Annotated in this window: 15 protein-coding genes and 2 pseudogenes; 11 read left to right on the top strand and 6 right to left on the bottom strand. The window is 57.4% G+C overall.

Annotation, left to right across the window (positions count from 1 at the left end; all coding sequences use genetic code 11):
• Positions 1-934 precede the first annotated feature (934 nt).
• Positions 935-2,043: pseudogene (locus tag LEPTO7104_RS35260) on the top strand (HAD-IC family P-type ATPase); the annotation flags it as partial.
• On the opposite strand, the gene LEPTO7104_RS42990 reads toward LEPTO7104_RS35260, so the two are convergent.
• Complete coding sequence (locus LEPTO7104_RS42990) at positions 1,945-2,337, bottom strand: AIR synthase-related protein (RefSeq protein ID WP_225887105.1); 393 nt, start codon at positions 2,335-2,337, stop codon at positions 1,945-1,947. The pseudogene LEPTO7104_RS35260 and the gene LEPTO7104_RS42990 overlap by 99 nt on opposite strands.
• A 36-nt stretch (positions 2,338-2,373) precedes the next feature.
• A pseudogene (locus LEPTO7104_RS43760) lies at positions 2,374-2,781 on the bottom strand (hypothetical protein); the annotation flags it as partial.
• Positions 2,782-3,089: 308 nt separating this feature from the next.
• On the opposite strand from LEPTO7104_RS43760, the gene LEPTO7104_RS0125050 reads away from it, so the two are divergent.
• A complete protein-coding gene (locus tag LEPTO7104_RS0125050) occupies positions 3,090-4,799 on the top strand; it encodes a SpoIID/LytB domain-containing protein (RefSeq protein WP_017301336.1) in 1,710 nt (569 codons plus the stop codon).
• Positions 4,800-4,921: 122 nt separating this feature from the next.
• Here LEPTO7104_RS0125050 and LEPTO7104_RS42510 read toward each other — a convergent pair whose 3' ends face one another.
• Positions 4,922-5,053 (bottom strand): hypothetical protein, encoded by a 132-nt coding sequence (locus LEPTO7104_RS42510; protein WP_264308743.1) that lies wholly within the window; start codon positions 5,051-5,053, stop codon positions 4,922-4,924.
• A 459-nt stretch (positions 5,054-5,512) separates the two neighbouring features.
• Here LEPTO7104_RS42510 and LEPTO7104_RS35255 point away from each other — a divergent pair, with 459 nt between their 5' ends.
• On the top strand, positions 5,513-6,232 hold the full coding sequence (locus LEPTO7104_RS35255; protein WP_017301333.1) for a hypothetical protein: 720 nt from the start codon (positions 5,513-5,515) through the stop codon (positions 6,230-6,232).
• A gap of 561 nt (positions 6,233-6,793) precedes the next feature.
• On the opposite strand, the gene LEPTO7104_RS0125030 is transcribed toward LEPTO7104_RS35255, so the two are convergent.
• Positions 6,794-7,099 (bottom strand): hypothetical protein, encoded by a 306-nt coding sequence (locus LEPTO7104_RS0125030; protein WP_017301332.1) that lies wholly within the window; start codon positions 7,097-7,099, stop codon positions 6,794-6,796.
• A gap of 550 nt (positions 7,100-7,649) precedes the next feature.
• On the opposite strand from LEPTO7104_RS0125030, the gene LEPTO7104_RS0125020 reads away from it, so the two are divergent.
• A protein-coding gene (locus LEPTO7104_RS0125020; protein WP_155523613.1) for an ISKra4 family transposase occupies positions 7,650-8,713 on the top strand; the annotation gives its coding sequence in 2 pieces (ribosomal slippage) (positions 7,650-7,806 and positions 7,806-8,713; 1,065 coding nt in all).
• A 77-nt stretch (positions 8,714-8,790) separates the two neighbouring features.
• The gene (locus tag LEPTO7104_RS35250; RefSeq protein WP_017301331.1) at positions 8,791-9,345 is read left to right on the top strand and encodes a hypothetical protein; all 555 of its coding nucleotides are present in this window, start codon (positions 8,791-8,793) and stop codon (positions 9,343-9,345) included.
• A gap of 331 nt (positions 9,346-9,676) precedes the next feature.
• Here the strand turns inward: LEPTO7104_RS35250 and LEPTO7104_RS0125010 are convergent, their stop codons facing one another.
• On the bottom strand, positions 9,677-11,713 hold the full coding sequence (locus LEPTO7104_RS0125010) for a LysR family transcriptional regulator (RefSeq protein ID WP_017301330.1): 2,037 nt from the start codon (positions 11,711-11,713) through the stop codon (positions 9,677-9,679).
• A 359-nt stretch (positions 11,714-12,072) separates the two neighbouring features.
• Between LEPTO7104_RS0125010 and LEPTO7104_RS0125005 the strand changes: the two genes are divergently transcribed.
• The 6 genes from LEPTO7104_RS0125005 (at position 12,073) to LEPTO7104_RS0124980 (ending at position 18,424) form a co-directional block, all read left to right on the top strand.
• Positions 12,073-13,776: a fumarate reductase/succinate dehydrogenase flavoprotein subunit gene (locus LEPTO7104_RS0125005; RefSeq protein ID WP_017301329.1), complete on the top strand. Its 1,704-nt coding sequence runs from the start codon at positions 12,073-12,075 to the stop codon at positions 13,774-13,776.
• 147 nt (positions 13,777-13,923) lie between these two features.
• Positions 13,924-14,151: a 4Fe-4S dicluster domain-containing protein gene (locus tag LEPTO7104_RS0125000; RefSeq protein ID WP_017301328.1), complete on the top strand. Its 228-nt coding sequence runs from the start codon at positions 13,924-13,926 to the stop codon at positions 14,149-14,151.
• A gap of 184 nt (positions 14,152-14,335) precedes the next feature.
• The gene (locus LEPTO7104_RS0124995; protein WP_017301327.1) at positions 14,336-15,313 is read left to right on the top strand and encodes a HEAT repeat domain-containing protein; all 978 of its coding nucleotides are present in this window, start codon (positions 14,336-14,338) and stop codon (positions 15,311-15,313) included.
• Entirely contained in the window at positions 15,306-16,403 is a 1,098-nt protein-coding gene (locus LEPTO7104_RS0124990) for an Mrp/NBP35 family ATP-binding protein (RefSeq protein WP_017301326.1), read from the top strand. Before LEPTO7104_RS0124995 ends, LEPTO7104_RS0124990 begins: the two co-directional genes overlap by 8 nt.
• Positions 16,404-16,620: 217 nt before the next feature.
• Positions 16,621-17,343, top strand: a complete 723-nt coding sequence (locus LEPTO7104_RS0124985; protein WP_017301325.1) for a sulfite exporter TauE/SafE family protein — start codon at positions 16,621-16,623, stop codon at positions 17,341-17,343.
• Between the two features lie 28 nt (positions 17,344-17,371).
• Positions 17,372-18,424: a YeiH family protein gene (locus tag LEPTO7104_RS0124980; RefSeq protein ID WP_017301324.1), complete on the top strand. Its 1,053-nt coding sequence runs from the start codon at positions 17,372-17,374 to the stop codon at positions 18,422-18,424.
• Between the two features lie 6 nt (positions 18,425-18,430).
• Here the strand turns inward: LEPTO7104_RS0124980 and LEPTO7104_RS0124975 are convergent, their stop codons facing one another.
• On the bottom strand, positions 18,431-18,868 hold the full coding sequence (locus LEPTO7104_RS0124975) for a GNAT family N-acetyltransferase (RefSeq protein WP_017301323.1): 438 nt from the start codon (positions 18,866-18,868) through the stop codon (positions 18,431-18,433).
• Positions 18,869-18,899: the final 31 nt, after the last annotated feature.

Below are 18,899 nucleotides of genomic sequence, written 5' to 3'. Positions count from 1 at the left end.
GAATATCTTAACTGCCCAAGCCTGAGCTTAAAATTATCCCAGGCGGTTAAATAATTTTAATGGTAGCCATAGGCCCTTAGGTTAAATTCTCCAGAGCCGTTCGGACGGTTGAACGCTTTGAGGGAAATGCCTTAACCAGACCGGCTACAGCAATATAGCGATGGCTGCTGCGCCCAGAACAGGGGCCACGGCCACTGACCAAGGCTGGGGCAAGCCCTGACGATAGACTGCGCCGAAGGTGGAAACGGTAATTTTGGCCGAGCCAGTTTCCCCAAACAAACTGCTGGGGGTGAGTTTAGCGCCATCGCCGCCAGCGGGGAAAGGCCGGGCAAGGGGCGATCGCGCTCCTCCAGGGAGCAGTTGGGCAGCAGTTGCTCAACGTTAAGCTCGGCCCCAGCGGCGGCCAGCACCGTAAGCCCGCCCAGCCAACTGGGTGCCAATAGCTTTACCGGCGATCTAGTCCCCCGTATTTAAAAGGATGTTTGAAAAGTCCTAAATTTATCTTTCAATTATGCAATGCCAGACTTGCAAAATTACCCGGTTAAGTCAACCCAAAATCGGTAACTTATTTGTGAACGACTTCTAATACCAAATTCTGATCAGCTACCCCCGATTCCCTAGTGGTGCATTGCGGCTAATCAAAGCCATCAGGGCGCTGCCAGGTGAGGGTGTAGCCGCGAATGCACCCTACGGTTCTACCTTTTTGGAATCGGGATTATGGGATTCGGATTTGGTATAAGGAGTTGGAATCTGCTGAGTAGGGCAGTTTCAGCAATCGCCCAACAATAAATATTAAGCATGAGCGCCTCCGCGATTAAAAAGCCCGATGATTTGTAGGTGCGAGGTTCGGTACTTTGCCTAGCATTTCAGGCTCCCAGGCGAAGCCACGAACACTGACAACGATTCGCTTCCCGCACTTCAAGGGGGCCTAGCAATGGTTTCCACCCACAGCCCGATCTGGACCCTGCCGATTGAGGCGGTCTATCCCGCTTTGGCACAAACCCTCAGAGTCTAGAGGCGTTTGAAGCCCGGGAGCGTTTCCAGCGATTTGGGGCAAACGAGCTGCCCGAACCACCCCGGCGGCCCCTGTGGCTACGCTTTACCGATCAGCTCACCCACTTTATGGCCCTGCTGCTGTGGGTAGCGGGCATTTTGGCCTTCATCTCCCACACGGCAGCCCTGGGCTGGGCGATTTGGGCGGTGATCTGGATCAACGCAGTCTTTAGCTTCTGGCAAGAGTTTCGGGCCGAGCAGGCGCTGGCGGCGTTGAAGAATGTACTGCCGAGCCAGGTGCAGGTCTATCGAGACGGCACATTGACGCAGATTCCGGCGCGGGAGCTGGTGCGGGGAGATGTGGTGCAGCTGGAGGAGGGCGATCGCGTCTCCGCCGATGCCCGTTTAGTTAGCGCAGAGAGCTTGTACCTGGATGTGTCCGTACTGACGGGAGAATCTTTGCCCGTCGCCCGTACCCCCCACCCGGTGCGCCAGCGGGAAGCTCTGTCCGTGCGGGGCGGCAAGCCGTTGGTGCGCCCAGGTGAAACCCCCCAGCACGAGAAAGTAAACCCGGCGGAGATCAGCAATCTGGTACTGGCTGGAGAAACAGTAGCTTCGGGTCGAGGAACGGCCGTGGTCTATGCCACGGGTACCCATACGGAATTTGGCCAGGTGGCCCACCTCACCACCGAGGTGAAGCGGGAGCCCAGCACCTTAGAGGTGCAGGTCAGCCATATTGTCCGGGTGATTACGGCGATCGCCCTGACCATGGGAGTCCTGATTTTTGCGCTGACGTCTCTGCTGGTGGGCATGGAGGTCAAAGAGAGCTTCATTTTTGCGATCGGCATCATCGTCGCCCTGGTGCCCGAAGGGCTGCTGCCCACGGTGCCGCTCTCGCTGGCGATCGGCGTCAAGCGCATGGTGCGGCACAATGCCCTGGTGCGGCGGCTCTCAGCGGTGGAAACCCTGAGCGCCGTCAACGTGATTTGCACCGACAAAACCGGCACCCTGACCAAAAACGAAATGACGGTGCGCTATCTCTGGCTGCCGCCAGTGGCGGGCGACCTGCACCTCTGGCTGCACGGCAATTGTCTCCAGGTCTAGGTGAATAGCCAGATTGGTGGCCAGAACCAGCCCGTTGAGGGCGCTGGCCAGACCACCTCGGGTGAGGTCGCGCAGACAGTGGACGGGAACCCGATGGCACAGGTCGAGCGCAGCGATCGCCAGCGGGGCCGAATCGCTCTCGATGGTGGTCTCAAACGCGAACCCCTCTCGGGCCGACAATATCGCGATGCCGTGACGGCCCACATCGCCGCTGAGCAGCACCACATCTCCCGGCTGCATGGCCCTGGGGCCGATGACGCTATCCTGCTCGCGGGTGCCCAGGCCCGGCTCATGCTCCTCCTGAAGCATGGCCTCAACGTCTAAACCGGCTGTTTCTACCATCTGCCGTACGGCGTCGTAAAGCCCCAGGTTTAGCAGGTTGTTGCCCAGCTGCGGCCCCGGCAAAAATTCGGCGGAGAGGTAGCAAACAATCTTAGTCTCCTTCTGCTTTAAGTAGGTTTCCAGGGTGTTAATCCAGCAGTGCAACAGGCGATCGCGCACGGTGTAGGCCAGCGCCAGATACAGATCTTGCTGGGTAGCAATTTCAGGGAAAACTCCCTGGATAAAAAATAAGTTATCCAGCCAGTCTCGCTCCAGGGTGGAAAGACTAAGGCCAGTGCGCACATCTTCTACCCTGCCATCATCGGCAGCAAAATTGAGTCGACTGGCCAGATTAAAACCCATCGCACCCCTGGTTGAATATTGCGGTCATTGACGGCTTACTAAATCGGTTGAAACAGTGCGATCGCTCGCATAGTTGAGGTTGTGCTTCCTTAGAAGGCACAAAAAGAGGGCCACAGAGGTTAGGCGGGCTCCATGCCAGGGCAGATGGGGGCGCAGCGCCGCTTGAATTCGGGTAATCTCGCGCATGGGGGGGGTGATGCCAGGGGTATAGACCCAGGCAAAATTCCCACCCTTACGGTCTGAAGCCGCTAGAATTGCTCTGGCCCGCCTGCACAAGCGGCGGGCGGCACCCTACTTGTTAGAGCACTATGGCTACGCTTTCCCCGCCCCGATTTCAGCTTCGATCCCTGGGCAACCGGCGATCGCGGCAGCTGTGGGGGGTAATGGTAGGGGTTGCGATCGCGCTCAGCCTCTGGCTAGTAGAACCCGCCCCCGCCGCCCAAAACCCGGTCATTCAGGTGGGCATTGTGCAGCGCTTTGGCGAAAACATTCAGGACCGCATCACCCTCGAAGCGCTGCCCGGAGAACCGCTGACCCTCAGTTTTGACACCCAGGGCCAACCCCAGACCGTTACCACCAGCCGCGTGGTGCTGGGCCTGGTGCCGGAGCCTCTGCCCGAGGCCACCCTGGCCGAACGTGTGGTGCTGAGCAACCAGCGCAGCTTTGAAACCGCCGAGTACAGCGCCCAGCAGTGGCGGCAGCGGGGCATTGAGGCCGAAATTGCCCAGCCCGACAGTTGGGAGGTGTGGGCCAAGCGCTCCACCTACGACTCTCCCCTGGTGCGCCGCCTGCTGGTCAAGACCTTGCAGGCCCAGGGCTTTAGTGAGGTCGTTCTCGACAGCCGGGTGGTGGGCCAAGTACCCAAGCTCTACTTTGAGGCCAACGGCTACCGCTACCAGCGCGACAGCCTCGACATTCGCGCCAGCGGCGGGCGAGTAAAGGTAACGCAGCCCGGCGACCCGCCCGTCACCCGCGTCTACGGCGGCACCCTGCGGGCCCAGCCCAACACCTACGGCACCTACACCCTGGTCAACAGCGTGCCAATCGAAACCTACCTGCGCGGCGTGGTGCCCCACGAAATTGGCCCCAGCGCCCCGGTGCCCGCCATTCAGGCCCAGACGGTGCTGGCCCGCACCTATGCCCTGCGCAACCTGCGCCGCTTTGCGATCGATGACTACCAGCTCTGCGCCGATACCCAGTGCCAGGTTTACCGGGGCCTCAGCGACACGGTGCCGGTGGCCGACCAGGCGATCGCCGCCACCCAGGGCCAGGTGCTCACCTACAATAACGAACTGGTCGATGCCCTCTATTCCTCTACCACGGGCGGGGTCACCGCCGCCTTTAGTGACGTGTGGGATGGCCCCGATCGCCCCTACCTCAAACCCGTAGTCGATTCGGTCTACGGCCTGTGGGATATCAACCAGTACCCGCTTAGCTCCGAGGAGAGCATCCGGCGATTCATCGCTATCGACAAGGGCTTTAACGAAGACACCTGGCGGCTGTTTCGCTGGAACAACGAAGGCACCCTGGCCGAGATTGCGCAGGATCTCAAAGGCTATCTGAGCAAGCGCCAGCATCCGATGGCGGGGCTGACTGAGGTGCGATCGCTCCGGGTGAGCGATCGGGCCAACTCGGGCCGGGTGCAGGCGATCGACATCGACACCGACCTGGGCGTGGTGCAGCTCAAAAAAGACGAAATTGTGCGCGTGCTCACCCCCCCCCGCAGCCTGCTGTTCTACCTGGAGCCTATGTATCAGGCCCCTGCGGCCCCCGCCGCCACGGGTGAATCGACTCCTGCCGCTGGTGAAGCTCCCCCACCAACAGCAGCACAGCTCACGGGCTATCGCTTTGTGGGCGGCGGCTGGGGCCACGGGGTGGGCCTGAGCCAAACCGGGTCGTACCGGCTGGGCGATTTGGGCTGGGGCTACCCGCGCATTCTCCAGTTTTACTACCCCGGCACAACGTTGCAGCCGATTGGCGAGAACCTGACCTTTTGGCGAGAACCCGCCGATGGATGATGGGCAAGATCCGGCTCGTACTTGATTCAGTAACCAGTTCTCCGCGGAAAAGGCCGCTTTCTTAGCTTTACCCACCGAGATGCATGTAAGCCTCTGGGGGTGACAGAGCTGGGCGCTGGGAGTTAACGGCAGCCCTCGTGCCCGTCAGCAACTTTTTTCGGCAGCGGTTGAAGCGGTTGCAGCAGTTTGACCTGAAAAGCTTGGTTATCCATCTGCTCCAAAAAGCGAAGCAGCAAGCAGACTTCAGGCATCACGGGATGAGCCTGAATACGTTAAAGTCCCTCGCCCGCTCGTCGACACCTAGGCGGAGGTACTCTGTCATGCCGCTTGATTGGATAAAGTCGAAATCCGACGATATAGCCATGGTCACGTTGGTTAGGACGCCTAGAAACCCTATGAACATTCAAACATTCATAGGAGACCTGTCTTAACCAGACTGGCTACAGCTAGCGGGTATCTGCTGCGATCGGGACTCCTGCTCTGGCGCGTCATATCTCTTCTCAAAAGCAAGAGCCAGTCAAAAGCAGTAAAGCAGTGCTCTCTTCAGCAAGCCGTAGCCCTGTTTACTCCACCACGAAATCCTGATAGTATCTTGCTTAACCTAACGTTAAACCTTATTTAACCAAATACGGTTCCTCCACAGTCTGGATTCAGTTGACGAGACGATCCAGGCAGATTCCCGTGGGGATAGGTGGGATACCGCAATCAAAAGGATGGCCAGCCTGACAGTATTTTTGCAGTTTTTTCGGGTGGGTAATATGCACTTTTATATACATTCTAAAAAAATATTTCAGTTTATTGGAATAGCTGTTTTGACCCTAACTGGCTTAGGGGCATGGAATTACTTTGTAGGGCAGTCAGTTGGTGATTTCTTTCTAAAAGAATCCCTGATGAGGCTTACCGACCTGGACGATGAAACCAGCTTTTCAACCTGGTTTTCAACTCTTTTATTGCTTTTTTGCGCGTTTTTAATGATGATTATTGCCCTGGTGAAAAGATCTCTCAAGGAAGGCTATGTCAGCCACTGGTGGGGACTTTCGACCATTTTTTTGCTGCTTTCGATTGATGAGGCTAGCCAAATTCACGAAATTGCCAGTGGTTTAAGCGGCGTTTTGGGGATGGCTGAGCAGGAAGGTCGTATTCTCTGGGTAGTTCCTTACATCCTTTTTGTCTTGGCGGTGGCAGGCATTTATGCCAAGTTTCTATGGAGTTTGCCGGGGCACATTCGCAATTTGTTTTGTCTTGCGGGCGCTATCTACGTTGGAGGGGCAATCGGTTTAGAAATGCTGGGCTTCTTCTTGCCCAGCGATGTATATCTCTTCATCCTAATCGAAGAGTTTATGGAAATGGCGGGCATTGCAATTCTGGCTTACGCTTTGCTGATTTATCTCAATGGGTATATCACCGATATTCAGGTTCACTTGCGCCAGTAGTGGCTGTTAGAGCTGCAGCCAGCCCGGTTAAGACATTTCTCTTCAAAACTTTCGAATGTCTCTGGATGCCCTAACCTAAGCAACTATGGCTATATCCTGATTGACTGACAAAAGTTCTGATGTAGGTTGGTGTTGAGCGCAGCGTTCGCGTAGCGTCTCCAGGGGGAAAACCCCAACTCCAATAGCGGTTTTGTTGGGTTACGCTGACGCTAACCCAACCTACGGCAGCCTAAGCTCTTTTTATCGTGAAGACCAAACCCGCTTACGCGAATCGACTGGCCCAGCTTACACCGGGGTTCGGTAATCAAGTTTTGTGCCCTGGTTTCTCGATTTGCTCCTCGCTTTCGCTGATAGTCTGAGGTGCTTGCGAAACATCTTCCCTACGGCGGTTGAATGGGTAATCGGAATATTCGATCGCCGGCTTTGATTATCCAGCCTGTTAAATCCTGACTGTCTGCATCCCCCATCACTGAGATAGGCCTGGTAGCCGTGGGAAGCCTCGCAGCAATTTGAGGCTCCCCACGGTGAGTTAGCGGGCAGCAAGCCCTGTTCTGAGCCGGATCACTCCAGCAGCAAGGTCTTGGTGAGTATCGCCATCCATATCTCGACTCCGCTCGACGGTACGGGCATAGGCTCTGACCAGTCGTTGGGCTCAGCGTAGCCGAGGGCGTGGAGGATTTTGATGGTGCGGTCTATTCCGGCCAGGCTGCCGTAGAGCATGTGGCGCACTTTTGCGGGATTGATGGAGCGGGGCAGAGACCGGGGCATTTTGCCTTGGCCGCCAATTCCTGAGGAAAGCGGCAGGGACCCGGTCCCTTGATTGGCCTCTGGGTTGCCGTTGTCTTCTGTTTCAAGATATTCAAACATCGGTTCTGTCTCCAGGTGTGGGTTAGGAAGACAGAACGCGAAAACCCTAGCATCCGCAGTTAAAGTGCAAACTGAGGGGGCTAGGGTACGATGGACCTTAGCCTCGCAATCTGCCGGTCAGACTTGCGGGGTTAGCTGTCTGTTGGTGTCCTACCACCTTCAGACAGCGCCAAGATTTTCGAGTTCTGCGTAACCACCGCTCTGCTGAACGGCTTAACGATCGAGAATACTGGTACAAGCGCTCCCCGTCAACCGTGGAGGATGGCACGATGCTCCGGCAGATTTTTAGATAGATTAGTTCTGCCTATCTACCCTTGCGAAGGCTATTATGCAGATTATTCGCTGCCTATCTGCCTCCAAGGGATGATTATGCAGCAGAAAATCTGCATATCTACCCCATAGTGGGGATATAGGCAGATTGGATCAGTCCAATAACTTGTTCGACCGCTAGATTGTCTGTAGGGGCAATGCATTGAGAGTTGGGAGCATCCCACTTTCGCGAAAACAGTGTCAGGGGGAGAATAGAGGGGTAGCTCAGGGACGACTCACCATGACCCCCGAAGACCAAAAGCGATTGGAAGCTTGTACAGCAGAGATTGCCGAGATTTTGTACCGCAATAGCAACCGAGACAGGCTCGATAGTCTGGAAAGCATTGAGCAAACCGTGCGACAGCAGATGCTGGAGGAGGTCAGCCCTCGAGTCGCCGTTTTTTTGTCAACCAGCAAGCCTACCCGGCCCGAGGCCGGGTTCGCCGACTGAAGAGTTTGGTGGGTTTCCTCCAGATTCGTCAAAGCCAGGCAGAACAGTTAGGCGTAAAGGCTTACAGCCGTCTCAGTGGTGGCCTAGAGAAAGCCAACTTACGCTTAAGTGCTAACGAATCGTTTCAAGGTGCAGAGGATGACATCGCGGCCCTGACCGGGATGAAGGTCGGGCACTCGACCCAACAACGCCTGGTGGGGCGTCAGTCGTTCGAGTCTGCCGAGGCCAAACAAGGCGTCAGTGAGGTCAGCATTGATGGCGGCAAAGTCCGTCTGCGTGACCTGGTGGAGTCCACCAGCCCGTGGCGAGACTACAAAGCGGTGCGGGTGCAAGGGATCTACTACAACGCCTTCTTCCAGGACAATGAGAGCTTGATTGACTATCTCAGCGCTCAGCGATTGCTCTCCCCGCTGGTCTGTCTGGGCGATGGTCACGCTGGGGTGTGGAATTTGTTTAGTCAACTCACCACCGTTGAGACCCGTTGGGAAATCCTCGATTGGTATCACCTCAAAGAAAACCTCTACAAAGTCGGTGGGTCGCTCAAGCGCTTAGCGGCGGCGGAAACGCTGTTATGGCAAGGTGAGGTGGCGTCTGCCCAGGCCCTCTTTGCGGACTGTCGGCGCAAGCAAGCCCGCAACTTTGAAGCTTATCTGAGCACCCATCGGGCTCGCATCGTGAATTATGGAGCCTATCAGAGTGAGCAACTCTGCTCCATTGGTTCAGGAGCCGTTGAGTCGGCTGTCAAACAGATTGGGCGACGTCTCCAAATCTCGGGTGCCCGCTGGAATACGGCCTCCGTCAATGCAATGTTGAGTCTGCGCTGTGCCTACCTCAATGGTCAACTCGCAAGTTGACTATTTTGTCGAAAGTGGGATGCTCCCGATGTGAGTTGCCGCTGATGGCGAACGTTATGCATATAAGGGATTAAGAAATGGCAAGTGAATTGAATCCTGAACAAATCAAAAAGCTTATCGATTATGCAAATAGCTTTGACGCTGAGAGGAACAAACGCTGGGTAAATGCCTCTCATAAACTAGAAAGTTTTGGCCAATTTATAGTCGTGACTGTACAAGGCTTGGGTAAGCTAGACTCAAAGCTGCTGAAAGAAGATGAATTGTTAGTTCAGCAAAACACTACCAGTAGCCCTTTCGGTGACATGAGTGACCATATAACAATGTCCTATTTATGGATCTTAGGTGCTTATGAAATTATTCGTTCCTTAGACCAACGAGCCAGAAAAGAGTCTGATTTTCTACCCGATAAAAAAGAAAGCTTACAACAATTAAAATGGCGATTTGAAAGGTTAAGAATACCACTGGCAAAATTTGAAGCTGCGAGAAAACATTCTGAAACAGATAGCCATATAGCTTATCCAGGAATCAATACTGAGCTAGGAATTGCATGGCAAGTATCTCAAGACACATGGATGACTCGGCGAGAGTTATCTGACTCAATGTTAGAGCTATTCGAGAGCATCAATGCATAACAAGGCGCTGCTGTCGGACAATTTTTTCGCTGCGCTCCAAAATTGCCGCAGAGCGCGACGTTAAACAGCGACACATTCTGCCCTCATTTGGCTAAACAATCCCCGGTACTGGACTGTTGACGGGTGATGAGCCTCTAGAAGCCTTGCCGGACATACGTTCTAGGCTATTTGCGGCAAATCAGCTACAAACCTTGCAGGATGAGCCTTTTAGGCGTTCATCACCTCTTTAGAGACCAGTGCCCAATCCCCCAACGCACGCTCGCCCTTCGGAGCGCAACCATAGCGTCGAATCATCGCTAACTTGCAGCATCCTATCCATCAAACCTGCGGTTTAGATTAGCGCCACGGCCTTGGCCAAAAACTCAGGCTGCATCCAGCGATCAAGGTTGATTTGGCCCAGGTGCTCTTGCCCGGAGATTTGACCCAGCTGCTGAATATGGGCCTGGAGCCAGTCAGTGCGCAGCTGCGTTTCGGGCAGGTAGACCACATCGGCGCGATCGCTAGCGCTGGAGCGCAACGTTTTGGTGACAATGGCGGCATCCATATTCACCCAGCGGTTGACCAGGGTGGTGGCCATGGGCTGGGTCGCGTACCAGTACTGGGCGGCCAGCAGCGCCCGCAGGTAGGCCACCGCAATTTCGGGATATTGCTCGGCCAGGTCGGCGCGGATGACTACCCCGTGGAAGGTGGGCAGCCCGTCGAGGTTTTCGTGCAGCAGGCGGCGAAACTGGCCCCGGTGCTTGGCGATCTCGTGGAAGGGGGCAAAGTAGGCGTAGCCATCGGCGGGGCAGGTGCTGCGGCCCGATCGCTGGGGGCCAGCACTGTCGATAGAGGTGAGGGTGACAGCGTTGAGAATGTGGCGGTGGTGGAGCGATCGCATCACCATACCGTGGGCCGCCGAGCCAAAGGGCACCGCAATTACCCGCCCGGCCAGGTCGTCGATGCAGTCGAGGGTCGAGTGCTGGGGCACGATGATATCGTTGCCGGTGCCATCGAGGTTGCTGGCCACAAAGCTAATCAGCCGGGTGCCCGCCGCCGTAGCCGTGCTGTCCCCCGCCGCCGCGCTGAGCAGCAGGGGGTAATCGCCCAGCACGCCAATGTCGATTTTCTGCGCCTCTAGCCCCGCCACAATCGGTGCCCCCGAGCTGTAGTCAGACCACTGGAGGCGATACTGCACGCCGCTGTAGCGGCCCTCGCGGGGTAAGAAATGCTCTAGCAGACCCAGGCGCTGAATAATTAGCCCAGCGGTGACGGTTTGAATGGTGCGGTTTTGGGTGCTGATGGTTTCGGTTCCGCTAGCTGAGCCAGCCCGCACCAAAAAGTTGGGCGCTTGAAACCGGGGCACCGTTGGGGGAGCGGTTGTAGCCAATGGTGCATCCTGCGGCTTGGGCTGGGGCAGGCCCTTGGGAAGAATGCCCCGGGCAACCCCGGGCTGGCTCTGCACCATGGCCACAAACTGGCGAACTGGCTCCAGCCCCAGGCTGCCCCGCCCTGCGGGTTGACCCGCTAAACCCAAGGCCCGACCCAGCCGCTTGGCCATCATCAAAAACAGAGGCGTGCCCAGGGCAAATTCTTCTAGGGGAATGCGGCGCAGCAGCCCGGCCTCACACTCCATTTGAAATTCAAAATCAGAGACAAACCCCAGATAGTGACCCTGGAGCAAATAGGTGCGCATCAAACTGGCCGCATCGACGATTTCGACATGGGCAAAATCAGTTAAATGTAGCCCCAGTTCCTGCATGCGCTTTTGCAGCATGATCCGCCCCGGAACGCCGTCGGGAGGCAAGACCCAGGCCTGGTCAGTCAACTCCTTTAAACTTAGCCAGGGACGCTGGGCCAGCTGATGGCTGCTAGAGACCACCAGAGAATAGTGAACTGAGCCGATCGCGACTTCTGAAATTTCATCAAAGGCCGAAAAACTCATATCTGAGACGCCGACATCGACCTCCCCTGTCTTAATGGCTCGATACAGCGGCTCGACGGCATCAAACTGCAAGCACTTAGTCTGCACATCGGGATAAACCCGGCGATATTCGTACAGCACCGACGGCAGCCAGTTGCTCAGCACGTCGGGCATGCAGCCGATTTTTAGGGTGCTGAACTTTCCCTGCTTTATCTCTTCAATCTCGGCTACCAGGCGGCTTTCCAGATCTACCAGGTTTTGGCCTTCGTCTAGCAGATATTTGCCCACCTGGGTGAGCTCTATTCGACGGCCCAGCCGCTTAAATAGAGGAGTTTCGAGGCTGCACTCAAGGCATTTGATCTTGGCGCTTACCGCTGGCTGGGTCAAATTCAGGGTGTCAGCGGCTTCGGTAAAACTCAGGCAGCGGGCCACTTCTAGAAATACTTTTAGCTGGTAAATTTCCATACTGCTTTACTCGCCTAAGTTGTTTTTAGAAATAGCTTATGGCCTGCGATCGCGCCCCATTCAGCATACCATCTTCTATTTTTTAGCAATAATCAATGGCTATTTCAAGACAGGCCAAAAAGCCGTTTAGCACATCTATCCAAGCCACCAATTAAATCTCATCTACTTTTTTTATGAGTGTATAGAAGGCTGTGATGGGTAAACCGTAGTCGTTGCTACAAACCGCATTGATTGACCTTGGGAGTCTCCCTTAGACTACGTATCAAAGGCTCAAAAGCCAAGGGTTAGTTGTCATTTTTAAGCATTAGCTAACCGCGATAATTTGATTTCACTGCCGTTTAAACCAAGGACGTGGTTGCGTGAACATTCAGTATCTTAAAACTGATTTTCTAGTTGTCGGCGGTGGCACCGCAGGCACTATGGCAGGCATTAAGGCAAAGCAGGCCAGCCCCGAGAGCGATGTGCTGATTTTAGAGAAGGCCAATATTCGCCGTAGTGGGGCGATCGCCATGGGCATGGATGGGGTCAACACCGCAGTCATCCCCGGCAACTCCACCCCCGAGCAGTACGTGCGCGAAATCACCATTGCCAACGACGGCATTGTCAACCAAAAAGCCGTCTACGAAACCGGGCGGCTCGGCTTCAGCGTCATTCAAGAGCTGGAGAGCTGGGGGGTTAAGTTTCAAAAGGACCACGAGGGCAACTACGACCTCAAGCAGGTGCATCGGGTCGGCAAATACGTGCTGCCCATGCCCGAGGGCAAAGACCTGAAGAAAATTCTCGCCCGCCAGGTCAAGCGCCATAAGGTCAACGTCACCAACCGGGTAATGGCCACCCGCGTCATGGTGCAAAACGGTCGCGTCACCGGGGCGGTAGGTCTCGACGTGCGCAACGGCAATATGGTGGTGATTCAGGCCAAGGCCGTCGTGCTCTGCACCGGAGCCTGCGGTCGCCTGGGTCTGCCCGCCTCCGGCTATCTCTACGGCACCTACGAAAACCCCACTAACGCGGGCGACGGCTACTCCATGGCATACCACGCCGGGGCTGAGCTGACCAACATTGAGTGCTTCCAGATCAACCCGCTAATCAAAGACTACAACGGCCCCGCCTGCGCCTATGTAGCCAGCCCATTTGGGGCTTATACCGCCAACGCCGAGGGTCACCGCTTCATCAACTGCGACTACTGGAGCGGCCAGATGATGCTGGAGGTCTACAAAGAGCTGCACTCGGGCAAAGGCCCGGTGCACCTGAAGATGTACCACCTCGACGACGACACCATCAGCGAAATCGAAACCATTCTGTGGGATAACGAGCGCCCCAGCCGGGGCCGCTTCCACGAGGGCCGGGGCGAAAACTACCGCACCCACGGCGTCGAGATGAACATCTCTGAAATTGGCCTGTGCAGCGGCCACAGCGCCTCCGGCGTGTGGGTGAACGAGCGGGCCGAAACGACGGTACCCGGTCTGTATGCGGCGGGCGACATGGCCAGCGTGCCCCACAACTACATGATCGGCGCCTTCGTCTATGGCCGGATTGCGGGCGAAAACGCCATGGACTACCTGCGCGACCTGGAGCATGTGGAACCCGACGCCGACTTTCTCGCCGCCGAGCAGGCCCGCATTTACGCGCCCCTGAACCAGCCCGACGGCGTGCCCCACACCCAGGTTGAGTACAAACTGCGCCGCCTGGTCAACGACTACCTGCAGCCGCCCAAATCGCCCAACAACATGGATATCGGCCTGCAAAAATTCGTCGCCTACGAAGAAACTCTTGGCCTGATGGGTGCCCGCGACCCCCACGAGCTGATGCGCTGCATGGAAGTGCACTTCATCCGCGACTGCGCCGAAATGGCCGCCCGCGCCTCCCTGTTCCGCAAAGAAACCCGCTGGGGCCTCTACCACTACCGCCTCGACTATCCCGAAAAGAACAACGAGGAATGGTTCTGCCACGTCAACCTGAAGAAGGGAGACGCTGGCCACATGGAGCTGTTTAAGCGCCCAGTCGAGCCCTACATCGTCGATGTTGACCTGGTCGAGGAAGTTTACGACGTTGCTGTCCGGTAGGGAGTGATGGGTTAGGGAGGTGCAAAATTCAAAGTGCAAAGTGCAAAGTGCAAAATTGATGCTTCTTTTTGAATTTTGAATTGATCATTTTGAACTCCCCACCTATCCACTTTTTGCCTACAGATCTATTTATTCCTAAGGAAAACTATGGCCCTAACTACCCAACGTGTTGACGTACCCGTCATCGTCGATGAATCGAAATGCCTCGAAAAATGCAACGCCTGCATCGAAGTCTGCCCCCTAGACGTGCTGGTGAAGAACCCTGAGACCGGCAAAGCCTACATGAAATACGACGAGTGCTGGTTCTGCCTGCCCTGCGAGAAGGAATGCCCAACTGGGGCGATTACAGTGCAGATTCCGTTTTTGCTGAGGTAGATGGGCAGGGGAGCCAGGGGGCTAGAGAGAGAGGGGGCTTTAGTTATCTGTTTGATGCTAAGGCTTGAGCAAAAGTATAGAAGGCAAAAAACAAATTCTATTTTTTTTGCTTCCCCTCTCCCCTGCCCCCCTGCTCCCCCTCTCCCCACCTCCTCCCCCTGCCGTCATTAAGAAACTCCCAACCATGCACACTACCGATATGGATCCCGAAGTAGCCCAGTGGGTTGACATGCTGCGATCGCCCGATCTCGACAACCGTCTGGTCGCTGTCAAAACCCTGCAACACCTGGGCGACGAAGATGCGATCGAGCCGCTGATCGGGGCGCTCTACGACGAAAACCCCACGGTGCAAGAAATTGCCATCACCACCCTGTGGGAATTTGCCAACCCGGTTGCCATCAACCCGCTGATCGAGTGCCTCAGCTCGCCCCACGAGAATGTGCGCAGCGAGGCGCTATCGGCTCTCAAGGAACTGGTCTCGACCAACGACCTGATGAAGCTGCTGGATCTGCTGCAGGTGGGCAATGTCCACGCCCAGCTCAATGTGCTGGTGCTGCTGCGCAAAATCCACGATGCCCAGGCGCTGCCCTACATCATGCCGTTTTTTGAATCGGAGAACCCCGATTTGCGGGAGGCGGCGGTGATTACCCTGCGCTACCTGAACCAGGTGGTGCGCTGCGAACCGGCTCTGGCCTTGGCAAAAGATGCCAACGAGTCTGTGCGGCGGGCGACGGCGCTCACCCTGGGCCACCTAAGCGATGCTGAGGTGGTGCCGCTGCTGTGCGACCTGCTGACCAGCGACCCCGACTGGCAGGTGCGGCGCAACGCGGCCCAGTCGCTGGATATTTTGGCTGACCCGGCGGCGATCGCATCCCTAACCCAAGCCATGGATGACCCCGAGTGGCAGGTGCGCAAGTTCACCGCCCGCGCATTGCAGAAGATTCCGGATGCGCAAGCCATGCCTGCGCTAATCAAAGCCCTGGCCGACGAATACTCCGACGTGCGCCGCGATGCGGCCACCGCCCTGGGCAAACTGGCCGACACCAACGCCCTGCCCGCCCTGCAGCAGACCCTCAACGACCCCGATATGGACGTGCGGATCTTTTCCCAGCGGGCCATTGATGCGATCCAGAAGTCTCAGCCAGAAACCTCCAATGTCTAGCCATTCTTCCCCGTTTCAGCGCTCAGATGCCCCTGCTGCCGAAGCCGCACCGTCCAGCGCTGAGGAGCTCAATCGCAAGCAGGCGGTGATTGCTCTACTCAAAACCCTCAAGGAGCCGACCCTGGGCAATGACCTGGTCAGCTTGGGCATGGTGCGCAACCTGCGAGTCGTGGGGGATTATGTTTACCTGCGGCTCTACGTAGGGTGTCACCAGCTTGACCTCCAGGAGCAAGTACAGGAAATTCTGAGCCAGCTGCCCTGGTGCAAAAAGGCCTACGCTGAACTCTGTACCATTCCGGGCGTGCGCACCACCCTGGCGGTGTCGAGCGGCAAAGGCGGCGTCGGCAAATCGACTACCGCCGTGAACCTGGCGGCAGCGTTGGCCAGAACTGGAGCCAAAGTGGGCCTACTCGATGCCGACATCTATGGCCCCAACGTGCCCCAAATGCTGGGCCTGGGGCAGGCGTCGGTGCAGGTGATCGATACCCCCAAGGGGCAGCGGTTTGTGCCCCTGGAGGCCCACGGCATCAAGCTGATGTCGGTGGGGCTGCTGGCCGCGCCCGACCATCCCCTGGCCTGGCGGGGGCCGGTGATGCACAAAATCATTACCCAATTCATCCATGAGGTGGACTGGGGCGAGCTCGACTACCTGCTGATTGATCTGCCCCCCGGCACTGGCGATGCCCAGATCACCATCGTCCAGGAAAGCCCGATTTGCGGCGTGGTGATGGTGACGACGCCCCAGCAGGTGGCCATTTCCGACGTGCGCCGCAGCGTCCACATGTTTCGCCAGGTGGGGGTGCCCGTGCTGGGCCTGGTGGAAAACATGAGCTACCTGCTCTGCGGCCACTGCGGCGAACCGACGCCAATCTTTGGCAGCGGCGGCGGCGCCCAGATCGCCACCGAACTCTCGGTGCCCCTGTGGGGCCAGGTGCCCATCGACCCCCGCATCTGCGATCAGGGCGATGCCGGAGTGCCCCTGCCGATGAAACTGCCCGATGCCCCCCTGAGCCAGATCTTTGGCCAGATTGCCCTGGGGCTGAATGGGACCTTTGGGGTGGCGGTGGGGGAGCCGGTGGCGGTTGGATGAGTGGATGGGTGGACGGGTGGATGGGTGAATGATTAACCCTGATCCATCTATTCGCTCTATTCGCTTACCTGTCTACCCTCCTACCTTCCCACTCATCCACCCTCCTACCCATCCCCTTCCCCCCAACCTTTGCCGGATTCCTGCTAAACCTCACTCCTGACTTAAACCCAGTCATGGCAGGGTCCTTTTCTAATGTCCACACCGACGGAGACTATCCATGGAAACCGGGACATGGCTGCTGAGTCTGGCGGTGGTAGCGATCGCAGGGTTTACCCGAGGTTTCTCTGGCTTCGGGGCGGGGTTGATTTTGGCTCCCGCCCTCAGCCTGCTGTTTGCCCCCCAGCAGGTGGTTGCCACCGTCGTGCTGCTTGAAATTACCGCTGGGGCCGGGCTGGTGCCTGAAGCCATTCAAAAGACGCACTGGAAAGAGGTTTTGCCGCTGGCCTTGAGCGCTGTGGTAATGGTGCCTGTGGGTGCACAGTTTCTGGCTCTGCTAGAGCCCACCCTGATGCGGCGGATCATTGGCGGCCTGATTCTCGGCTTTGTGCTGCTGCTGGTGACCGGCAAAAGCCGCTACAGCAGGCCCCGTCTGGCTTTGACCTCGGGGGTGGGTGCCGTGAGCGGGTTTTTGACCGGCCTGGCGGGCATTGGCGGGCCGCCCATCGTGCTCTATCAAATGTCGGGGAGCAACCCCGCCGCCGCCAACCGGGCCAATTTTATTGTGTTTTTTGCCGTCACCCAGCTGGTTGCCCTGGGGTCGTACTGGGCCAGTGGCCTGATGTCGATCGCCGTAGGGAAGCTATTCATCAGCATCTTGCCCGCCTTTGTGGTGGGTCTGCTGCTGGGGCGGCGGTGCTTTAAGCGGGTGGATGAAGCGCTCTTTCGCCGCTTTGTGGTGGGGCTATTGCTAACGGTGGCGGCGCTGGCCCTGGGGGCCTGAAAGCTGCTCTATAAAAGGGATTCAAACAATGAAACTATCCTCTAAACCCAACCAGGGGCCTGCTCCCCTGGGCTCGGTTGCTGGCGACTGGAAAACCTGGGGCATCTCGATCTTGCCGGGGTTGCTGCTGGCGGCAATCCTGGCTGGGGTAGCCCTAGGTTTAGGGCAGTGGATTGGCCTGGATACCCTCAATCCGCTGCTAATTGCCGTCCTGCTGGGCATCGGCTGGCGGCAGTGGGGCACGGTGCCCAGCGCCTATCGCCCCGGCATCCAGTTTGCGATGAAGCGGGTGCTGCGGCTGGCGGTGATTTTGCTGGGCCTGCGGCTAAGCCTGAGCGAAGTAATGGCTGTCGGCCCCGAGGGACTGGGCATAGTGGTCATCGGCACCCTCAGCACCTTTTATCTAACCTGCTGGCTGGGGCGGTGGCTGGGGGTAAACCCGCGCCTGTCCCAGCTAATTGCGGTGGGTACATCGATCTGCGGGGCGTCGGCGATCGTCGCCACCAACCCGGTAATCGAAGGCTCTGAGGAGGATATGACCTACGCGATCGCCACCATTACCGGCTTTGGCACCCTGGCCATGCTCGTCTATCCCCTGATCGGCACCCTGCTGCAGCTCAGCCCCCAGGCCTTTGGCATCTGGTGCGGAGCCTCGGTGCACGAGGTGGCCCAGGTGGTAGCCACCGCCTTTCAGCAAGGCTCCCTCAGTGGTGAATTGGCCACCATCACCAAGCTGTCGCGGGTGCTGCTGGTAGTCCCCATTATGGTTGGCCTGGGCTGGCAAACCCGGCGATCGAGAGTATCTGGGCAGCCGGTGCGCCCTTTCCCGATTCCCTGGTTTGTGCTGGGCTTTTGCCTGCTGATCGGGGTCAACAGCCTGGGGCTGATCGCCTCGCCCATTAAGGCAGCTGTTCTGAGCGGCAACCAGCTTTTGCTGTGCATATCGCTGGTGGCTATGGGGCTAGAAACCAACCTAGCCCACCTGACAACCCTGGGCCTAAAGCCCATTTACCTGGCCGGACTGTCCTGGCTGTTTCTGGCGCTGGTTAGCCTGGCGATGATTCACCTGGGCAACCTGTAGCGGTTCTCAGGCAGGGTCGGGTTTAACAGACTTCTGCAAATATTTAGGCGACTCGGTGTAGCCCTGGCGGGCATAAAATCGGTGGGCCAACTCTCGGCGGCTGTGGCAGTGCACTTCGATGCGATCGCACCCCCGCGCCTGGGCCATGGCACAGGCGGCGGCTTCGAGGGCGGCCCCCACCCCCTGGCCCCGCGCCTCGGGGGTAACGCAAAAGTAGCTAATTCGGCAGAAATCGCCCGCCAGCGCCAGCTGAGGAATAAAATTTAGCGAAATAAAGCCCAGAGCAGCGCTATTTTCCACCGCGACGAGCAGCGCGGCATCGGGGTGGGCCAGCTGGCGCGGCAGGCTAGAGGCAACGAAGTCGGCGGTAGCGGGGTAGCCAAGGTCGGTCAGCAGAGCCGCGATCGCAGCGCTGTCGGCTATCTCACCCTCTCGGATCACCATGGGCAGACTCGGCCCGGTCCCAGGCCAGCGC

It is taken from the genome of Nodosilinea nodulosa PCC 7104 (assembly GCF_000309385.1).
Lineage (GTDB): Bacteria > Cyanobacteriota > Cyanobacteriia > Phormidesmidales > Phormidesmidaceae > Nodosilinea > Nodosilinea nodulosa.
This window is presented reverse-complemented; position numbering and strand designations above follow the sequence as displayed.

What these genes read in the sequence shown, in the direction of transcription:
- LEPTO7104_RS0125000 (WP_017301328.1), top strand. Translation starts at nt 13,924, where the DNA reads ATGGCCCTAACTACCCAACGTGTTGACGTACCCGTCATCGTCGATGAA.
- LEPTO7104_RS35255 (WP_017301333.1), top strand. Translation starts at nt 5,513, where the DNA reads ATGGCCAGCCTGACAGTATTTTTGCAGTTTTTTCGGGTGGGTAATATG.
- LEPTO7104_RS0125030 (WP_017301332.1), bottom strand. Translation starts at nt 7,099, where the DNA reads ATGTTTGAATATCTTGAAACAGAAGACAACGGCAACCCAGAGGCCAAT.
- LEPTO7104_RS35250 (WP_017301331.1), top strand. Translation starts at nt 8,791, where the DNA reads ATGGCAAGTGAATTGAATCCTGAACAAATCAAAAAGCTTATCGATTAT.
- LEPTO7104_RS0124975 (WP_017301323.1), bottom strand. Translation starts at nt 18,868, where the DNA reads ATGGTGATCCGAGAGGGTGAGATAGCCGACAGCGCTGCGATCGCGGCT.
- LEPTO7104_RS0124995 (WP_017301327.1), top strand. Translation starts at nt 14,336, where the DNA reads ATGCACACTACCGATATGGATCCCGAAGTAGCCCAGTGGGTTGACATG.
- LEPTO7104_RS0125010 (WP_017301330.1), bottom strand. Translation starts at nt 11,713, where the DNA reads ATGGAAATTTACCAGCTAAAAGTATTTCTAGAAGTGGCCCGCTGCCTG.
- LEPTO7104_RS0124990 (WP_017301326.1), top strand. Translation starts at nt 15,306, where the DNA reads ATGTCTAGCCATTCTTCCCCGTTTCAGCGCTCAGATGCCCCTGCTGCC.
- LEPTO7104_RS42990 (WP_225887105.1), bottom strand. Translation starts at nt 2,337, where the DNA reads ATGCAGCCGGGAGATGTGGTGCTGCTCAGCGGCGATGTGGGCCGTCAC.
- LEPTO7104_RS0124980 (WP_017301324.1), top strand. Translation starts at nt 17,372, where the DNA reads ATGAAACTATCCTCTAAACCCAACCAGGGGCCTGCTCCCCTGGGCTCG.
- LEPTO7104_RS0125050 (WP_017301336.1), top strand. Translation starts at nt 3,090, where the DNA reads ATGGCTACGCTTTCCCCGCCCCGATTTCAGCTTCGATCCCTGGGCAAC.
- LEPTO7104_RS0124985 (WP_017301325.1), top strand. Translation starts at nt 16,621, where the DNA reads ATGGAAACCGGGACATGGCTGCTGAGTCTGGCGGTGGTAGCGATCGCA.